Genomic DNA, 14,581 nt, shown 5'->3' on the forward strand with positions numbered 1-14,581 from the left:
GCGGTCGGTGTTCGGCGGTCGGCGGTCGGCGGTCGGCGGTCGGCGGTCGGCGGTCGGCGGTCGAGCATGGTCGGTGTACCGTTCGTCGAATTCCAGCGCCGACGCCGGCGCTACTCGCCGACGGGGCGGCTCATGAACACGCGCTGCGATTCGTCGAGCCCGTGCGCGACGTGCGCCGCGCGTATCGCCGCCAGCACGGGATCGAGCATGTCGTCGTCGAGATCGACGAAGCCGAGGCGGCGGTAATACGGCGCGTTCCACGGCACGTGCCGGAACGTCGACAGCACGATCTGCCGCACGCCCGCGCCGGGCGCGCGCGCCGCGACGGCCTCGATCAGCGCGGAGCCGATTCGCCGCCCCGCATGCTCGGGCGCAACGTCCAGTTCCTCGAGATAGAGACGCGACGCGTCGAGCATTCTGTACATCGCAAAGCCGACGATGCGTCCGCAGGCGTCATCGACGGCGACGAGCGCGCGATCGCCGTCGATCCGCGCGCGCAGATCGGCCAGGTCGGTCGGCGGGCTTGACGCGATGTGCGGCATGCCGACATCGCCGAAACGGCGCGCGGCGGCGGCTTCGATGTCGGCCATCAGCGGCGCTTCATCGATGCGCGCGGCACGGATGCGGATCGGGGTTCGTTGCGCGGTGGAGTCGGATTCGGTCACAGTCGAATGGCCAATCGGTCGGTTGGATGCGAGTCGCCGCCACTATAATGAATTCTTCGCGTCGTTTGCCATCGTGCATCGCACCGGGAGATTCGACATGCCGCTTTCCAGCCTGGCCGTCTTCGCCGCCGCACTCCTGATCGCCGCCGGCTCGCCGGGCCCGAGCATCGCCGCATTGGTCGCCCGCGTACTGACGAACGGCATGCGTGATGTCCTGCCGTTTCTCGCGGCGATGTGGCTTGGCGAAGTGATCTGGCTCACGTGCGCGGTCGCGGGGCTCGCCGTGGTCGCGCGCACGTTCGCGGTCGGCTTTCTCGTGCTGAAGTTCGTCGGCATCGCCTACCTGCTGTTTCTCGCGTGGAAGATGTGGTTCGCGCCCTCCGACGTACAATCCGGCACGCTTCCGAGCGGACAATCGCCGTTGCGCATGTTCCTGGCCGGTCTCGCGGTTACGCTAGGGAACCCGAAAATCATGATCTTCTACGTCGCATTACTGCCGACGATGGTCGATCTGTCGCACGTCGGCGCCGTCGCATGGTTCGAGTTGACGCTGACGCTGCTGGTCGTATTGATCGCGATCGACTGCACATGGGCGTTGCTCGCCGCGCGCGCCCGAGCGCTGCTGACGAGCCGTCGCGCAGTGAAGGCCGCCAATCGAGCGAGCGCGGCCGCGATGGCGGGCGCCGCCGCCGCGATCGCGACGCGCTAGCCGCGCGGCAAAACGATGCGCCTGTGCGCCATTTCGCGCAGGCAGCGCCGCCAGACCGCGCGCCGCGCGTCAGCAACGCTTGGAGAAATGCACGAGGTGTCCGCCTTTGAACGCCTCTTCGCGATCGATCCCACAACCTGGCCGACCGCACATCTCGACATTCCGGACAAACAACGTATTCGTGTAGCGGCGGATCTCCACGCGGCCGCGCGACGCCGCCCCCCCCGTTGCGCGAAGTCCGGCAATCGGCGAGCGAGGCCCCACCCTTGATACGCCGGCAGAACCGCGACGTTCTCGATCGCCACGTGATCGTCGTTGAGCACCAGTTCGATCAGCGCGACCGGAATTTCGCCGGCCTCCATCAAATGGACGAGAGGATTCGCCACCGCCTCGGCGTGATCCGCCGTCATCCGCTTAGGCTCACGGCCGACGAGCGGCACCCGTTTCGCATGCGCCGCTCGCGTCAACGCGCGAATCGCGGACACGTCCCGAGGGGCCGCCCGCCTCGGCGCGGAAATCGCTGCGTTCATTGCAGCCTCTGCCGAAAACACGCAATCGCTCAATCGCGCGTTGCGACAACGTGGCGAGCACAGCCGCATTCGCTCCTTCCCGCGCGGTTCGCGCAGAAATGAAGCGCCTCCTCGGCGCTCGCGCGCACGTTCCCGCATTCGCCGTGCGTCAGAAATCCACCTTCACCCCCGCCATCACCGCGAGTTGTCGATTCGAGTTGCTGTTCGCGAGCACGGGAATCTGCGCGTAATTCGCGGGGGCGCCGTTCGCGTCGCTGCCGAGCCCGCGCCCCGATGCGATCTGGCCGATCGCGACCGCGTAGAGCACAGTCCGTTTCGACAAGCTGTAGTTCGCGCCGACATTCAGTTGATGAAAGCGCGTCGTCCCGCGCGGGTCGGCCTTCGCATTGTTGAAAATGTACGCGACGCCGCCGCGCAGCATCGGCGTGAACGCATACGCCGCGTTCAGCTCGGCGATGTCGAACGCGATCGACGCGCGCGACGGATGCGCGGCAGCCGCAAAATACGCGCTATCGCCCAAACGAGTATGCGTGTACGTGAGCGCGATGGTCGCTTCGCCGAACGCGATCGATCCGCCGACGCCGAACGCCAGCATCGACACCGCATCCTGAAGCAAGCAGTACATCGCGCCCGCGTTGCCGCACGCGAAATCGCCGATGTATCCGCTCGCGCCGCCGAGCGCCGCGTCGAGCGGCTGCCGCAAGTTCAAATAGCCGATGCCGAACGATACCGGCGCGCGGTTGTATGCGGCCGCGACCGCATAGCCGCGATGCGCCGAAAAATCCCCCGCCCGGCCGCCGAAGCTGAACGTGCCGCCGAACGTCAGTCCGTGAAAATCGGCGCTCGTGAACTTGATCGCGTTGTTGAAGTTGAACGCCGCGTTCAGATTGTCGACGTCGCCGAGATGCGAGCCGTACGGGGTCGCCCAGTTGTTGCTCGAAACATATGCGCCGAGCGTATCGGTGTACGAATCGTATTGGCGTCCGACGCCGAGCGTGCCGTACGCGTCGTGACGCAGGCCGACCCACGCCTGGCGGCTGAACGCCGCGCCGCCCTGCAATGCCTGGCCGTTCGCCGACAGGAACTGCTGCTCGAGCGCGAACACGGCCTTCAAGCCGCCGCCGAGCGCCTCCGCGCCTTGCAAACCCCATCGCGACGGCACCAGGTTTCCGCCGCCCATTTGCCATGCGTGGCCGCCGCTCACGCCGCCGTCCGCGTGCGTGACCTGCTGATTGGTCGAATAGATGACGCCGGTGTCCACCGTGCCGTACAGCGTGACGCTGCTTTGCGCGCAAGCGGGCGCGACGGCTGCGCCGGCGACGCCGGCCGCGATCCAGGCTTTGATCCGCATGTCCCCCACTCCCGTCGTTGATTTGGATTGCCAATCGACTGATCGACGCGGCTCGATCGGCGGCGGTGGTGGAACTCTATCCAGCGAAAATTTTGGCCCTGTATCCCAAATCGGCAAATGCGTCGCCGCGATGACGGGCGAGGTCGGGATTGCGAACGGACAGACGTGCGCACGGGCGCTTCGCGCACGCGGCGGACGCGGCGCGCACGCAACGCGCCATGCCGACGACGTTCAGGACGAGCGCCGCGTCTGCGACGGCAGCTCGCCGAACAGGCCGCGATACTCGCGTGCGAAATAGCCGAGATGCGTGAAGCCCCAACGCGCGGCGGCCTCGCCGACGCATAGCGCATCGGCGGACGTCGTGCGCAGCAGGCGGCGCACCGCGTTCAGGCGGATCGTTCGCAAGTAGGTGACGGGCGTCACGTCGGCGACGCGCTGGAAGCTCGTCTGCAGCGTGCGCCGGCTGCAGCGCAGCGCGCGGCACAGCTCGAGCACCGTCACGGGCTCTTCGGGCCGCGCCCCCAGATAACGCTCGCAGCGCCGGACGATGTCGCTGTACGTCGCATGCGTGATGTCTCGCCGCTCTTCGCCCACCGCGCTCGCGAGCGCATCGAGGAACACGCCGAGCATCGCATCGCGAAACATCTTGCGCGTCGCGTCGTATTCGAGCCACGCCGGGTTGCGCTGCGCCTCGTCGATGTACGTCGACAGGCGCGCGCCGAGCGCCGCGCCCCGCTCGTCCGCGAGCCGGATCACGTGTCGCGGCGCGCGGCTGTCGCGCGTTCCGAATTCTGCCTCGCACAGCTCGTCGATCATGTCCGGTGCGGCGCTGATGCCGACGAGCCGCATCCCCTCCGGCGTGTAGAACTCGAAATCCTCGCTGGGGCGCAGCGCGAGAAGCGCGTAGCCGTCGACGTGCTGCCGCTGGAACGTCCCCGACAGCGGCGCGAGCACGGGCACCGCGAGCGACATGCGCCCCTCCGGCGACATGCCCGTCTGCGCGACGCGGCGGTTCGTCGTTTCGCGGAAGAAATGGAAATCGTCGTACAAAACCTGCGTGACCGTGCCCTTGAAACGGCCGGGCGTCATCTGCCGGTAGACCTGACGCCAGCCGGCGATGGCGAGCCCGTGGTCGTGGACGTCTTCGAGCGAACGCGACTGGAACAACATCGATGCCTCCAGAGAATTCCGATGCGACGTGACGGCGGCGGCGACAGCCACCCGCGCGGCGGTGCGCACGCGCTCGGCCGACCGCCCGTCGTCAATCGCCCGACGCACGCGCAAGCGCGGCTTCGAAACCGGCGAACGCCGCACGCAGCGCTTCGCACTGCGTATCGGCGAGACGCACGTAGCGCCGGAACGACGGCATCCTGCCGACCACTTCGCTGCCGCCGAACGGCACGATGCTCAACACCCAGCGCGGGCCGCGCGCGGCGATTTCACAGTATGTCAGATCGAGCGCCGCGAGCGGCACGCCGAGCGCGGGCGTGGCGAGCAGCGTCGCGACATGCGCGGCGAATTGCGCGTCGGCGTCGCGCGCGATCGCTGCCTCGACCGGCCCGCGGCGCAGCCAGCCGCGCGCGGCGATCGACGCCGATCCGTTCGCCACGGGGCCGGCGAGCGTCCGCTCCAACCGCACGCTGACCGTATGCAGCAGAAATTGCCGGTCGACGCGCTCGGCCGCGTGCAGTTCGATGCCGTCGCCGAGCAAGATCCGCGCGGCGGCGGGCTCACCGTCGACGGCGAGCATTGCGCGCAGATCCGCGGCGACGCGCGCGAGCGTCGCGCCGCACCGATAACCGGGCACGGGCGCCGGCGCGAACCAGCGCCGCCACCCGGCCGCGGATGCGGCGCGGCCGGCCGCCGTCGCGCGCCCGCTCATCGCACGTGCTCGTTGTGCAGCACTTCCTCGACGGGCACCGGCCTGAACGGATGCTTGCGCTGCACGACGACCGTCCAGAACAGCGCATAGAGCGCGGTGCATCCGAGCATCGTGCCGAACGGCACGTAGACGTCGCGGCTGTTCATCCCCGGCGGCGCGATGTACCAGATCGCGAGCACGATGCCGACGCTCGACACGATCTGCGGCAGCGGAAACCACGGCGACCGGTACGGCCGCGGCAGGTCCGGGCGGCGAATTCGCAGCATCACGACCGACAGCGTGACGAGCAGGTACGCGGTGCCCCACGCGCAGGTCGCGGCGAGCACGAGGTGCATGATGCTGTCGAGGTCGCCGTGGATGATCCACGCGTGCGCGATCGGCACGACGGCCGCCGCGACGATGCCGACGACGGGCGTTCTGAAGCGCGGATGCAGGTAGGCGAAGCATTTCGGCAGCGCGCCGTCGACGGCCATTCCGTACAGGATGCGCGGCAGCCCGGCCATCAGCGTGTTGATCGTGGCCGCGCCCGCGAACAGGAACGCGACGCCGAACCACACGCGCCCGAACGGGCCGAGCACCTGCAACGCGAATGCGGGAATCGCGCCCGGCGTGTCGAGCAGATGCGTGAGGCCGTCGGCCGTCACCGCGACGTTCGGCACCTGGCGCTTGATCGCCGCGCCGTAGAGAAACATGCAGACCGCGACGCCCGCGAGCCCGAGCGCCATCGCGCGCGGAATCGTCTTGCCGGGCGTCTTCATTTCCGGCGCGAGCGGCGTGACGAACTCGCAGCCGACGAACATGAACATCGCCATCCCGACGAGCGACAGCACGGCCGGCACCGACGCGCCGATTTCCGAGCGCCCGAACCAGCCGTCGAGCTGCACGGCGGGCGCCGCCGCGAGCCCGAGCACGCCGAAGATCATCAGCGACAGCCACATGCCGATCGTCAGCACGACCTCGAGCTTGCTGAACACCTTGATGCCGATGATGTTCGTGACCGCGAACGTCGCGACGAGGCCGACGCCGACGAGCCACGCGCTGTTGTGCCGCTCGAACGCGGCGTTCAGCGATTCGAAGTTGACGAGCGCCATGATGCCGCTCAGGATCGTCTCGGCCGTGCCCGCGAACACGTGGACGAGAAAGTACGCGGAAATCGTGCCCGTGATCGCCCAGAAACGGCCGAGCCCGCACGACAGGTAATCGTAGACGGAGCCGGCCGTCGGCAACATCGCGGCCGCCTCGGAGAACGTCGTCGCCTGCGCCTGCATCATCACGAACGCGATGATCATCGCGACCGCGAACGCCCAGCCGCCCATCCCGAAGCCGGACGTCGCGGTCAGGATCACCGGGCTCGCCATGATGAGGCCGACGGCGCTCGCGAGCGCCGTCGGAAAACCCACCGCGCCCGCCGCCAGCGCGGGCCGGCCGCTCGCGCCGCCCGCCGCCGATCCCGCCCCCGCATTCGAATAGTCTGACAAATCCGACATCCTCGTCTCCTTTGCGATGCGTCAATGTCGAGAAAATACGGAGGCCAAAATTCCTGCATGTAGCGCAAATTGGCAAAACGGCCGGGGCTGCGCGCACGCCGCCCCGGCCGTCGGCCATCCGTCGCCTGCGATCGTCGCGATCAGCCGCCCGCGAACGGCGTCGCCTCGAAGCCGGCCTCGAGGCCCGCGACGATCCGCTCGATCTGCTCGCGCTCGATCACGAGCGGCGGCGACAGGATGATCTTCGTGCCGACCGGCCGCACGAGCACGCCGTGCTCGCGCGCGACCTCGGCAACCGCGTTCGCGTAGCCGGACATCGGATCGATCGGCGTGCGCGTCGCCTTGTCGGCGACGAGATCGAGCGCGACCATCAGCCCCTTGCCGCGCACTTCGCCGACCGAACCGAAGCGCTCGACGAACGGCTGCAGCGATTCGAGCAGGTGCGCGCCCTGCTTCGCCGCGTTCGCGGGCAGATCCTCGCGCAGCACGATGTCGAGGCTCGCGAGCGCCGCCGCGCACGCGACCGGATGCCCCGAGTACGTGTAGCCGTGCATGATCGCGCCGCTGAAATCCGCGTTCGACGCGAACGCCTCCTCGATCCGCGCGTTCACCGCGGTCGCGCCGAGCGGCACGTAGCCGGACGAGATGCCTTTCGCGAGACACATGATGTCGGGCTTCACGCCCCAGCCGCGGCTGCCGAACAGGCTGCCGCTGCGCCCGAAGCCCGTCACGACTTCGTCGGCGATCAGAAGCACGCCGTAGCGATCGCAGACTTCACGCACGAGCGGCCAGTAGTTCGCGGGCGGCACGATCACGCCGCCCGCGCCCTGGATCGGCTCGGCGATGAACGCGGCGACGGTGTCCGGACTCTGGAACAGGATCTCGCGCTCGAGCAGCTCCGCGCAGATGCGGCCGAGTTCTTCGGGGTCCTGCGTGAACGGATTGCGGTAGATCCAAGGCGTCTCGACGTGAAAGCAGCCGGGCAGGTTCGGCTCGTAGTTGCGCCGGAACACCGTGTTGCCGTTCACCGACGCGCTGCCGAAATGCGTGCCGTGGTAGCCCTGCTTCAGCGAGATGAACTTCGTGCGATCCGCTTGCCCGCGCACTTTCCAGTACTGGCGCGCGATCTTGAGCGCCGTCTCGACCGAATCCGAGCCTCCCGAGCTGTACAGCACGCGGCGCATCCCTTCGGGCTCCATCATGTCGATCAGCCGCTTCGACAGCTCCTCGGCGCGCGGATGCGTGATGCCGTCGAACAGCTGGAAGTATTCGAGCTCGTCGAGCTGGCGCACGATCGCCTGCTTGACCTCGGCGCGGTTATGGCCGACGTTGACGTTCCATAGGCCCGCGACGCCGTCGACGAGCTGATGCCCGCGCTCGTCGTACACATAGCAGCCCTCGCCGCGCACGATGCGGATCGGCTCGCGGCGCTTCATGTCGTTCGGGTGCAGCATCGGGTGCCAGAAACGGGAATCGTTGTAGCTCATTGCATTGCTCCGGGGAAGAATCGAGCCGCCCGCGCGTTCAGTGCGCGATGCAGACGGATTTGGTTTCGGTGAAGCCTTCGATCGCATGATGGCCGAACTCTCGGCCGATGCCCGACTGCTTGTAGCCGCCGAACGGCATCGACGGATCGAGCGGGATGTGGCAATTGACCCAGACCGTGCCCGCCTCGATCCGCGGCACGAGATCCATCACCGCCTTCAGGTCGTTGCTCCAGAGGCTCGCGGCGAGCCCGTACGGCGACGCGTTCGCGAGCCGCACCGCGTCGGCCGGATCGTCGAACGGCAGCACGACGACGACCGGGCCGAACACTTCGTCGCGCACGATCGCGCTGTCGTGCGCCGCGTCGGCGATCACGGCCGGGCGCACGAAGTAGCCGGGCAGATCGTCGGCGGGCGAGCCGCCCGCGAGGAACGTGAGGCCGTCGCGGCGCGCCGCCTCGATGTGCCCGACGACCTTGTCGCGATGGTGCGCGGACACGAGCGGGTTGATCTGCGCGGCGGGATCGAGGCCCGGACCGAGCCGCATCGACGCCGCAATGCCGGCGAGCCCGTCCGCGAGCCGGCGAAACTTGCTGCGGTGCACGTAGATGCGCGACGCGGCCGCGCACACCTGCCCCTGGTTGAAGAACGCGCCGGCCGCCACGCCGCCGAGCGCTTGCTCGACGTCGACGTCCTCGAGCATCACGATCGGATTCTTGCCGCCCAGCTCGAGCGAGAAGCGCGTCATGTTCTGCACGGCGGCCGCGCCGACGAGCTTGCCCGTCGCGGTCGAGCCGGTGAACGAGATCTTGCGGATCGACGGATGGCTCGCGAGCGCGGCGCCGCATTCGCGCCCGCCCGTCACCACGTTGAACACGCCCGCCGGCACGCCCGCTTCGAGCGCGAGCTCGGCAAGCCTCAGCGCCGTGAGCGGAGTCTCGGGCGATGGCTTCAGGACGACCGTGCAGCCTGCCGCAAGCGCCGGCACGAGCTTCCAGACGGCGATCATCAGCGGGAAATTCCACGGCACGATCGCGGCGACGACGCCAACCGGCTCCTTGCGCGTGTACGCGGTGTAGCGCGCGCCGGGCGGGAACGGGATCGATACGTCGAGCGTCTCGCCGGTGATCTTCGTCGCCCAGCCGGCCATGTAGCGAACGTACTCGATCGTCGCGCCAACCTCGACGCCGCGCGATACCAGAATCGACTTGCCCTGGTTCAGCGTTTCGAGCTGCGCGAGTTCCTCGGCATGCGCGTCGAGCACGTCGGCGAGCTTCAGCAGGATGCGCTCGCGATCGGCGGGCCGCAGCCCGCTCCACGCGCGCGCGTCGAATGCGCGCTTCGCGCTCGCGACGGCGGCGTCGACATCGTGCGCGTCGGCGTCCGGCACGCGCGAAAGACGCTCGCCCGTCGCCGGGTCGAACACGTCGAGCCGGCGCGGCGAATGCGCGGCACGCATCGCGCCGTCGACGAAGATCCCGAATTCGCGCTCGGTGAACGCGCGCACCGCATCGGTCACGGTGACGATGTCCGTCTTTGTCATAAGCGTCTCGCAATGGTGGTTTGACCGTTCGACGCCCGCGCGAAAAGACGGCCGCGCGGGCGATTGCGCACCACTGTAGCGACCGCGTTTCGCGGCGGGTTAGCGCAAATTGGCAGGTTGGCGGGGGACGGCGCGACGCCGGGGAGGAGGCTGTGTTTGGGCTTTGGGCTTTGGACGCTCGGCTCAGGTCTTTACTCATCCAACCTTTGCCGTTTCGGCTTTCGGCTTTCGGCTTTCGACTTTCGACTTTCGACTTTCGACAGTCGGCAGTCGGCAGTCGGCAGTCGGCAGTCGGCAGTCGGCCGGGAATTCAAGACACGTCGCTTCCGCGAATCAAGCGGCCACGCTCCGCATTCTTCGCCTCGACCGCCTTCGCGGCCACGCGAACAGCGCCGCGCGGCGGCCGCATCTTCCGCCTCCGCGCCACCCGAGCGCCAGTCAAAGGAACAGTGCGCCGACGAGCTCGGTCCGGTTCGATACGCCAAGCTTGCGAAACATCCGCAGCAAGTGCGTCTTGACGGTCGGCTGGCCGAGCGATAGGTCGCGCGCGATCTGCTTGTTCGAGCGCCCGTCACGCACGAGGCGTGCGATCTGCTCCTCGCGATGCGTGAGCCGCGCGTCGCATGCGATCCGCCGAATCCCGCGCACCGCACGCAACGGCGGCAGCAGCGCCACCTCGATGACCGGCTGGATCACGCGCAGCGCCGCAATCTCGGCTGCCGAATAGCGACCGCCCCCCTCCAGACGCAGCAGCGAGAACGCGGCAATCACCGCGCCGCCGTCGCGCAGCAGCACCTCGACGACGTCGGCGACGCCGTGCCGCCGCAGGAAGCCCGTCCAGTAAGACGACGCGTCGCGCCGTTCGTCCGGCAACTGCGACGCGAGCGTGACCACCGCGCCCGGCTGCGCCGCGCAACGCGACGGATGCAGCGGATCGAGCGGCCGGTAGCGGCTCACGTATGCGCGGTGCATCCCGGCCGTCATCCCGAACAACTCGAAATCGACGGGCTCGCCGCTCGCGTCGATCCGGTAGAACACCGTCGCCGTCGGCCGCGCGAGCGCCTGTAGCGAAGCCACGCAGGTTCGCAACGCATGCGCGTACGACGCGCAGTGCACGTCGGCATCGGGTTCGGCTGGGTCGTGCGTCACTGGGTCGTGCGTCATGGCGGCGGGCATCTCGATCGCGAGCGGGCGACTCCGGCAGCATGGGCGCGCCGCCGTCGCAACGGTGAGCACGGATCGGCAAATCGTACGGGCGTCAAGTCAGCCGAGCGACAAATATCGCGCCGCGCGTGCGATCCCTACACTCGTTCTGCAGTCACGGCCATCGATCACCGATTCGAGGAGGACCGAGCATGAAAACCGCTTCACCGCGCGCCGTCGTCGAGACCGGCGCCGAAACCTGCATCGACGCCGCTTGCGCCGCACGTTTCGCGACTCAGGGCGGCCGAGTCGCGCGAATCGGCCGTCCGCAGGTGCCGCCCGGCTCGCACGCCGTGCAAACCGCCGCGGACACGAGCCGGCGCTCGCGCGCGAGACATCCCGGCGACTTCCGACACCAGGCCGCTCGCCGACGCTGCCCGCTCGTCGCGCCGGCGCACGCCGGCGCTCGTCCCCCGCCGTGCCATTCGACGCTATGCGAGCGTCGCGCCGGTCTCCGGCAGCGTCGCGCCGCCGTCGACGACGATCGTCTGTCCGGTGATGTAGCCGGCCGCGTCCGACGCGAGGAACAGCATCGCGGCCGCAATGTCCTCCGGCTCGCCAAGACGGCCGAGCGGCACGCCGCGCGCGATCCGCTCGCTGTGCGCCGCATCGCCGAGATTGCCGGCGGCCGGCGTGCGGATCATGCCCGGCTCGACGCCGTTGACGGTCACGTTCCGGCTCGCGAGCTCGAGCGCCGCCGCGCGGATGAAGCCGTTCACGCCGGCCTTCGACGACGCGTAATGCGCGAGCCCCGGATATGCGACGCGCGGGCCCGTCACCGACGACGTCGCGAGCATGCGCCCCCGCCCGACGCGCTCGAAGGCAGGCAGCGCCGCCTGCGCGAGCCAGAACAGAGCGGACAGATTGACGGCGAGCGTGCGCTCGAGCACGTCGTGTGAGATCGCGTCGAACGGCGTCAGCGGAAAATACGCGGCGTTGTGCACGACGACGTCGAGCCGCCCGCTGTCCGCCTCGACCTGCGCGACGAGCGCGAACAGCTCGTCGCGCCGCGCGGCGTCGACACGGTACGCGCGCACCGCCTGCTCGCCCCGAGCCGCGCGGCCGTCCTCGCGCCCGCGCGCGGCGAGCCGCGCGGCAAGCGCGGCAGCCGCGTCGTGCTGCAAATCGGCGATCGCGACGGTCGCGCCGGCGGCGGCGAACGCTTCGGCGATCGCCGCGCCGATTCCCTGCGCGCCGCCCGTCACGAGTACGGTGCGGCCGCCGAAATCGGCAACGAGCCGTCCGCGCGGAAGCGTCGCGTGCTTCGAGTCGGCGCCGTTCATCGCGCGAGCGGGTGCCCGGTTTCGTTCAGCACCTGTGCGCGAGCGCCGATCGGGAAATTCGACAGTGCGCCGAAGTCGCCCTCGCGGTAGCCGAAGATCTTGCCGTCCGTCTTGCACCGGTCCAGATCGATCAGCACGACGCCGAGCGTCGGCACGATCTTCTCGCGCCAGACGAACAGGTACAGCGCGTCGGCGAGCTTGAAGTAATGGCAGCGGTCGACGTCCGCGAGCCCGCGCTCGACGCCTTCCAGGCAATGCCACGCGTAGAAGTCGTCGTTCAGGTAGATGTGCTCGTAGCACTCCGTCGGGCTGTAACGGTACATCGTCCGCTTGCCGATCAGTTCGCGCGTCGGCGCGTGCAGCGGGCCGGGCGCCGCGGCACCCACGATCGCGCCGTGGCGGAACGCCGCCTCGACGCCCGTCAGCGGCAGCCCGCGCGCGACACGCGAGAATGCATCGATGCGCACGTCGCCCTCGGTCGGCAGCACGCCTTCGACCGACGTCCAGACGGCCCGCGGCAAATCGAGCACGATGCTGACCGACGTCGCGCGGCGGGTCGGGTCGACATAGTCGACGAAGTAGATGCCGTCGCGCAGCTGCGTCGCGCGGTACGCGGCCTCGCCGCCTGCCCCGGCGGCATCGCTTGCGTCGCGTGCCGCCCGCTGCTCGCGCCAGTGCAGCGTCGATCGGTCGGCGAACGTGTATTCGCGCGTCGCGCCGTCCGTCGCCGTGAGCGTGAGCGTGCGCCCCGCGAGATCGTCGACGGGTTCGAGTATGTGGCTGTCGGGCGCGAAGCCTTCGGCCAGCGCGCCGACTTGAATGAAGACCGGATCTGCTCCCATGCTTTCCTCCGATTGAGCGACGCGCCGGCGGGCGCGATCGCGAAACAGGAGGCTATGGTGCCCGCGCGCCTGACGGCGCGGTATCGACCGAATGGCTGAACGGCGGCAGCGGCGGCGGTTGCCAAGCGGATGCGTTTCGCAAGCGCGCCGCACGCACGACGCGATCCAACCATGCGGCAAACGGCAATCGACGCCCGTTCCACGACGTCGCGCAGCATCGACAGCCCCGGCGCCGTCGGAACGGCGCCGGCAGGCTCACGCACAGCGGGCCGCCCGCCTCCCGACGGCGATGCGCGCGCGCTGATTCGCGTTTCAGCGCCGCGCCCGCACGCATTCTCCCTCGGGCCGTCGCAACCGCGCGTCACGATCCGACCCGGCGCGCTCCGCCGCGCCGACGGGATCGCCCGCTTACGGCGCGCTCGCGTCGTCGAGCCGCTTGACGTCGTCCGCGTCGAGCCGCAGCCGGATCGCCGCGCCGAGCGCACCCAATTGCTCGACCGACGTCGCGCTCGCGATCGGCGCGGTGACGCTCGGCCGCGCGATCTGCCACGCGAGCGCAACTGACGTCGGCGTCGAGTCGTGCTTCGCCGCGACCTCATCGAGCGCCTCGAGAATCCGCAAGCCGCGCGGGTTCAGGTATTGCTCGACGCGCCCGCCGCGCGCGCTTTTCTTCAGGTCCGCCTCGGTGCGGTACTTGCCCGACAGGAAGCCGCTCGCGAGCGCGTAGTAAGTGACGACGCCGAGCTTCAGCTCGGTCGCGACCGGTTCGAGATCGCGCTCGTATTCTGCGCGGTCGTACAGGTTGTATTCGGGCTGGATCACCTGATACGCGGGCAGGCCGGCGCGGCGGCTCAACTCGGCCGCCTCGCGCAGCCGCGCGCCGCTGTAGTTCGACGCGCCGATGATCCGCACCTTGCCCTGCTCGATCAGCGTCTGGTATGCGCCGAGCGTTTCTTCGAGCGGCGCGGTGTCGGCAAGATCGCGGTGCGAGAAATAGAGATCGATGTAGTCGGTTTGCAAGCGCCGCAGCGAATCGTCGGCGGCCTTCAGGATGTTCTCGCGCGACAGGCCCGCCCGCGCTTCGAGCAACCCGACCTTCGTCGCGATGACGACCTGGTCGCGCTTGCCCGAGCGCTTGAGCCACTTGCCGATGATCGTCTCCGATTCGCCGCCTCGGTTGCCGGGCGCCCAGGCCGAGTAGACGTCGGCCGTGTCGATGAAGTTGATGCCGGCGTCGGCGAGCGCGTCGAGCAGCGAGAACGACGTGTTCTCGTCGGCGGTCCAGCCGAACACGTTGCCGCCGAACACGAGCGGCGAAACTTGAATCGTCGAGGTGCCGAGTGAGCGTAGTGCCATGTTTTCTCTCCATTCGATGATGAGCGTCCGGCCGGCATGCACGGTGCGGTGCGACGGGCCTGGATTCGACGGTCGATGCTAACGTGCGGCCGGCGCGGTTCAAACCGATTAAACCTGATTTCCAAAGACCGTGCGCAGACAAGGGATTGGCGACATGCGCAGCAGCCCGCCGCAATCGCGGTCCGGCACACATCGCTTGCCGATGAGCGCCGTGCGCGGCGGAAAGCGCCGCGCCCAGCCGACGAA

13 protein-coding genes are annotated in these 14,581 nt (G+C 68.9%); 1 reads left to right on the top strand and 12 read right to left on the bottom strand.

What is annotated here, in order from left to right; genetic code table 11:
- Positions 1-110: 110 nt before the first annotated feature.
- Positions 111-590 carry a GNAT family N-acetyltransferase gene (locus WS91_RS15250; protein ID WP_038744190.1) on the bottom strand — a complete coding sequence of 160 codons (480 nt, stop codon included), beginning with the start codon at positions 588-590 and terminating at the stop codon, positions 111-113.
- Positions 591-762: 172 nt separating this feature from the next.
- On the opposite strand from WS91_RS15250, the gene WS91_RS15255 reads away from it, so the two are divergent.
- Positions 763-1,374 (top strand): LysE family translocator, encoded by a 612-nt coding sequence (locus WS91_RS15255; protein ID WP_038744186.1) that lies wholly within the window; start codon positions 763-765, stop codon positions 1,372-1,374.
- Here WS91_RS15255 and WS91_RS15260 read toward each other — a convergent pair.
- The 11 genes from WS91_RS15260 to WS91_RS15315 all read right to left on the bottom strand — a co-directional run bounded on the left by WS91_RS15260 (position 1,371) and on the right by WS91_RS15315 (position 14,335).
- Complete coding sequence (locus WS91_RS15260) at positions 1,371-1,904, bottom strand: GNAT family N-acetyltransferase (protein ID WP_059608721.1); 534 nt, start codon at positions 1,902-1,904, stop codon at positions 1,371-1,373. The genes WS91_RS15255 and WS91_RS15260 overlap by 4 nt on opposite strands.
- Before the next feature lie 148 nt (positions 1,905-2,052).
- On the bottom strand, positions 2,053-3,255 hold the full coding sequence (locus WS91_RS15265) for a porin (protein ID WP_059582546.1): 1,203 nt from the start codon (positions 3,253-3,255) through the stop codon (positions 2,053-2,055).
- A gap of 231 nt (positions 3,256-3,486) precedes the next feature.
- A complete protein-coding gene (locus WS91_RS15270; RefSeq protein ID WP_059582582.1) occupies positions 3,487-4,425 on the bottom strand; it encodes a helix-turn-helix domain-containing protein in 939 nt (312 codons plus the stop codon).
- 91 nt (positions 4,426-4,516) lie between these two features.
- Positions 4,517-5,137 carry a DUF3156 family protein gene (locus WS91_RS15275; RefSeq protein WP_059582550.1) on the bottom strand — a complete coding sequence of 207 codons (621 nt, stop codon included), beginning with the start codon at positions 5,135-5,137 and terminating at the stop codon, positions 4,517-4,519.
- Positions 5,134-6,624 carry an APC family permease gene (locus WS91_RS15280; protein ID WP_059582554.1) on the bottom strand — a complete coding sequence of 497 codons (1,491 nt, stop codon included), beginning with the start codon at positions 6,622-6,624 and terminating at the stop codon, positions 5,134-5,136. Before WS91_RS15280 ends, WS91_RS15275 begins: the two co-directional genes overlap by 4 nt.
- Before the next feature lie 140 nt (positions 6,625-6,764).
- Positions 6,765-8,111, bottom strand: coding sequence for an aspartate aminotransferase family protein (locus tag WS91_RS15285; RefSeq protein WP_038744043.1), 1,347 nt, complete (start codon positions 8,109-8,111; stop codon positions 6,765-6,767).
- 37 nt (positions 8,112-8,148) lie between these two features.
- Positions 8,149-9,651 (bottom strand): aldehyde dehydrogenase family protein, encoded by a 1,503-nt coding sequence (locus WS91_RS15290; RefSeq protein WP_038744041.1) that lies wholly within the window; start codon positions 9,649-9,651, stop codon positions 8,149-8,151.
- Positions 9,652-10,089: 438 nt separating this feature from the next.
- Positions 10,090-10,800 (bottom strand): helix-turn-helix transcriptional regulator, encoded by a 711-nt coding sequence (locus WS91_RS15295; protein WP_059670566.1) that lies wholly within the window; start codon positions 10,798-10,800, stop codon positions 10,090-10,092.
- Positions 10,801-11,285: 485 nt separating this feature from the next.
- Positions 11,286-12,137, bottom strand: a complete 852-nt coding sequence (locus WS91_RS15305) for an SDR family oxidoreductase (protein ID WP_059670542.1) — start codon at positions 12,135-12,137, stop codon at positions 11,286-11,288.
- Positions 12,134-12,979: a molybdenum cofactor biosynthesis F family protein gene (locus WS91_RS15310; RefSeq protein WP_059670543.1), complete on the bottom strand. Its 846-nt coding sequence runs from the start codon at positions 12,977-12,979 to the stop codon at positions 12,134-12,136. The genes WS91_RS15305 and WS91_RS15310 overlap by 4 nt, the downstream gene beginning before the upstream one ends.
- 408 nt (positions 12,980-13,387) lie before the next feature.
- Positions 13,388-14,335 (bottom strand): aldo/keto reductase, encoded by a 948-nt coding sequence (locus WS91_RS15315; RefSeq protein ID WP_059581682.1) that lies wholly within the window; start codon positions 14,333-14,335, stop codon positions 13,388-13,390.
- Positions 14,336-14,581 lie beyond the last annotated feature (246 nt).

Source organism: Burkholderia sp. MSMB1498, assembly GCF_001526245.1.
Taxonomy (GTDB): Bacteria; Pseudomonadota; Gammaproteobacteria; order Burkholderiales; family Burkholderiaceae; genus Burkholderia; species Burkholderia savannae.

Excerpts from the sequence above, each read along its gene's own strand:
- WS91_RS15250 (WP_038744190.1), bottom strand. The coding sequence starts at position 590 with ATGGCCGACATCGAAGCCGCCGCCGCGCGCCGTTTCGGCGATGTCGGC.
- WS91_RS15255 (WP_038744186.1), top strand. The coding sequence starts at position 763 with ATGCCGCTTTCCAGCCTGGCCGTCTTCGCCGCCGCACTCCTGATCGCC.
- WS91_RS15260 (WP_059608721.1), bottom strand. The coding sequence starts at position 1,904 with ATGAACGCAGCGATTTCCGCGCCGAGGCGGGCGGCCCCTCGGGACGTG.
- WS91_RS15265 (WP_059582546.1), bottom strand. The coding sequence starts at position 3,255 with ATGCGGATCAAAGCCTGGATCGCGGCCGGCGTCGCCGGCGCAGCCGTC.
- WS91_RS15270 (WP_059582582.1), bottom strand. The coding sequence starts at position 4,425 with ATGTTGTTCCAGTCGCGTTCGCTCGAAGACGTCCACGACCACGGGCTC.
- WS91_RS15275 (WP_059582550.1), bottom strand. The coding sequence starts at position 5,137 with ATGAGCGGGCGCGCGACGGCGGCCGGCCGCGCCGCATCCGCGGCCGGG.
- WS91_RS15280 (WP_059582554.1), bottom strand. The coding sequence starts at position 6,624 with ATGTCGGATTTGTCAGACTATTCGAATGCGGGGGCGGGATCGGCGGCG.
- WS91_RS15285 (WP_038744043.1), bottom strand. The coding sequence starts at position 8,111 with ATGAGCTACAACGATTCCCGTTTCTGGCACCCGATGCTGCACCCGAAC.
- WS91_RS15290 (WP_038744041.1), bottom strand. The coding sequence starts at position 9,651 with ATGACAAAGACGGACATCGTCACCGTGACCGATGCGGTGCGCGCGTTC.
- WS91_RS15305 (WP_059670542.1), bottom strand. The coding sequence starts at position 12,137 with ATGAACGGCGCCGACTCGAAGCACGCGACGCTTCCGCGCGGACGGCTC.
- WS91_RS15310 (WP_059670543.1), bottom strand. The coding sequence starts at position 12,979 with ATGGGAGCAGATCCGGTCTTCATTCAAGTCGGCGCGCTGGCCGAAGGC.
- WS91_RS15315 (WP_059581682.1), bottom strand. The coding sequence starts at position 14,335 with ATGGCACTACGCTCACTCGGCACCTCGACGATTCAAGTTTCGCCGCTC.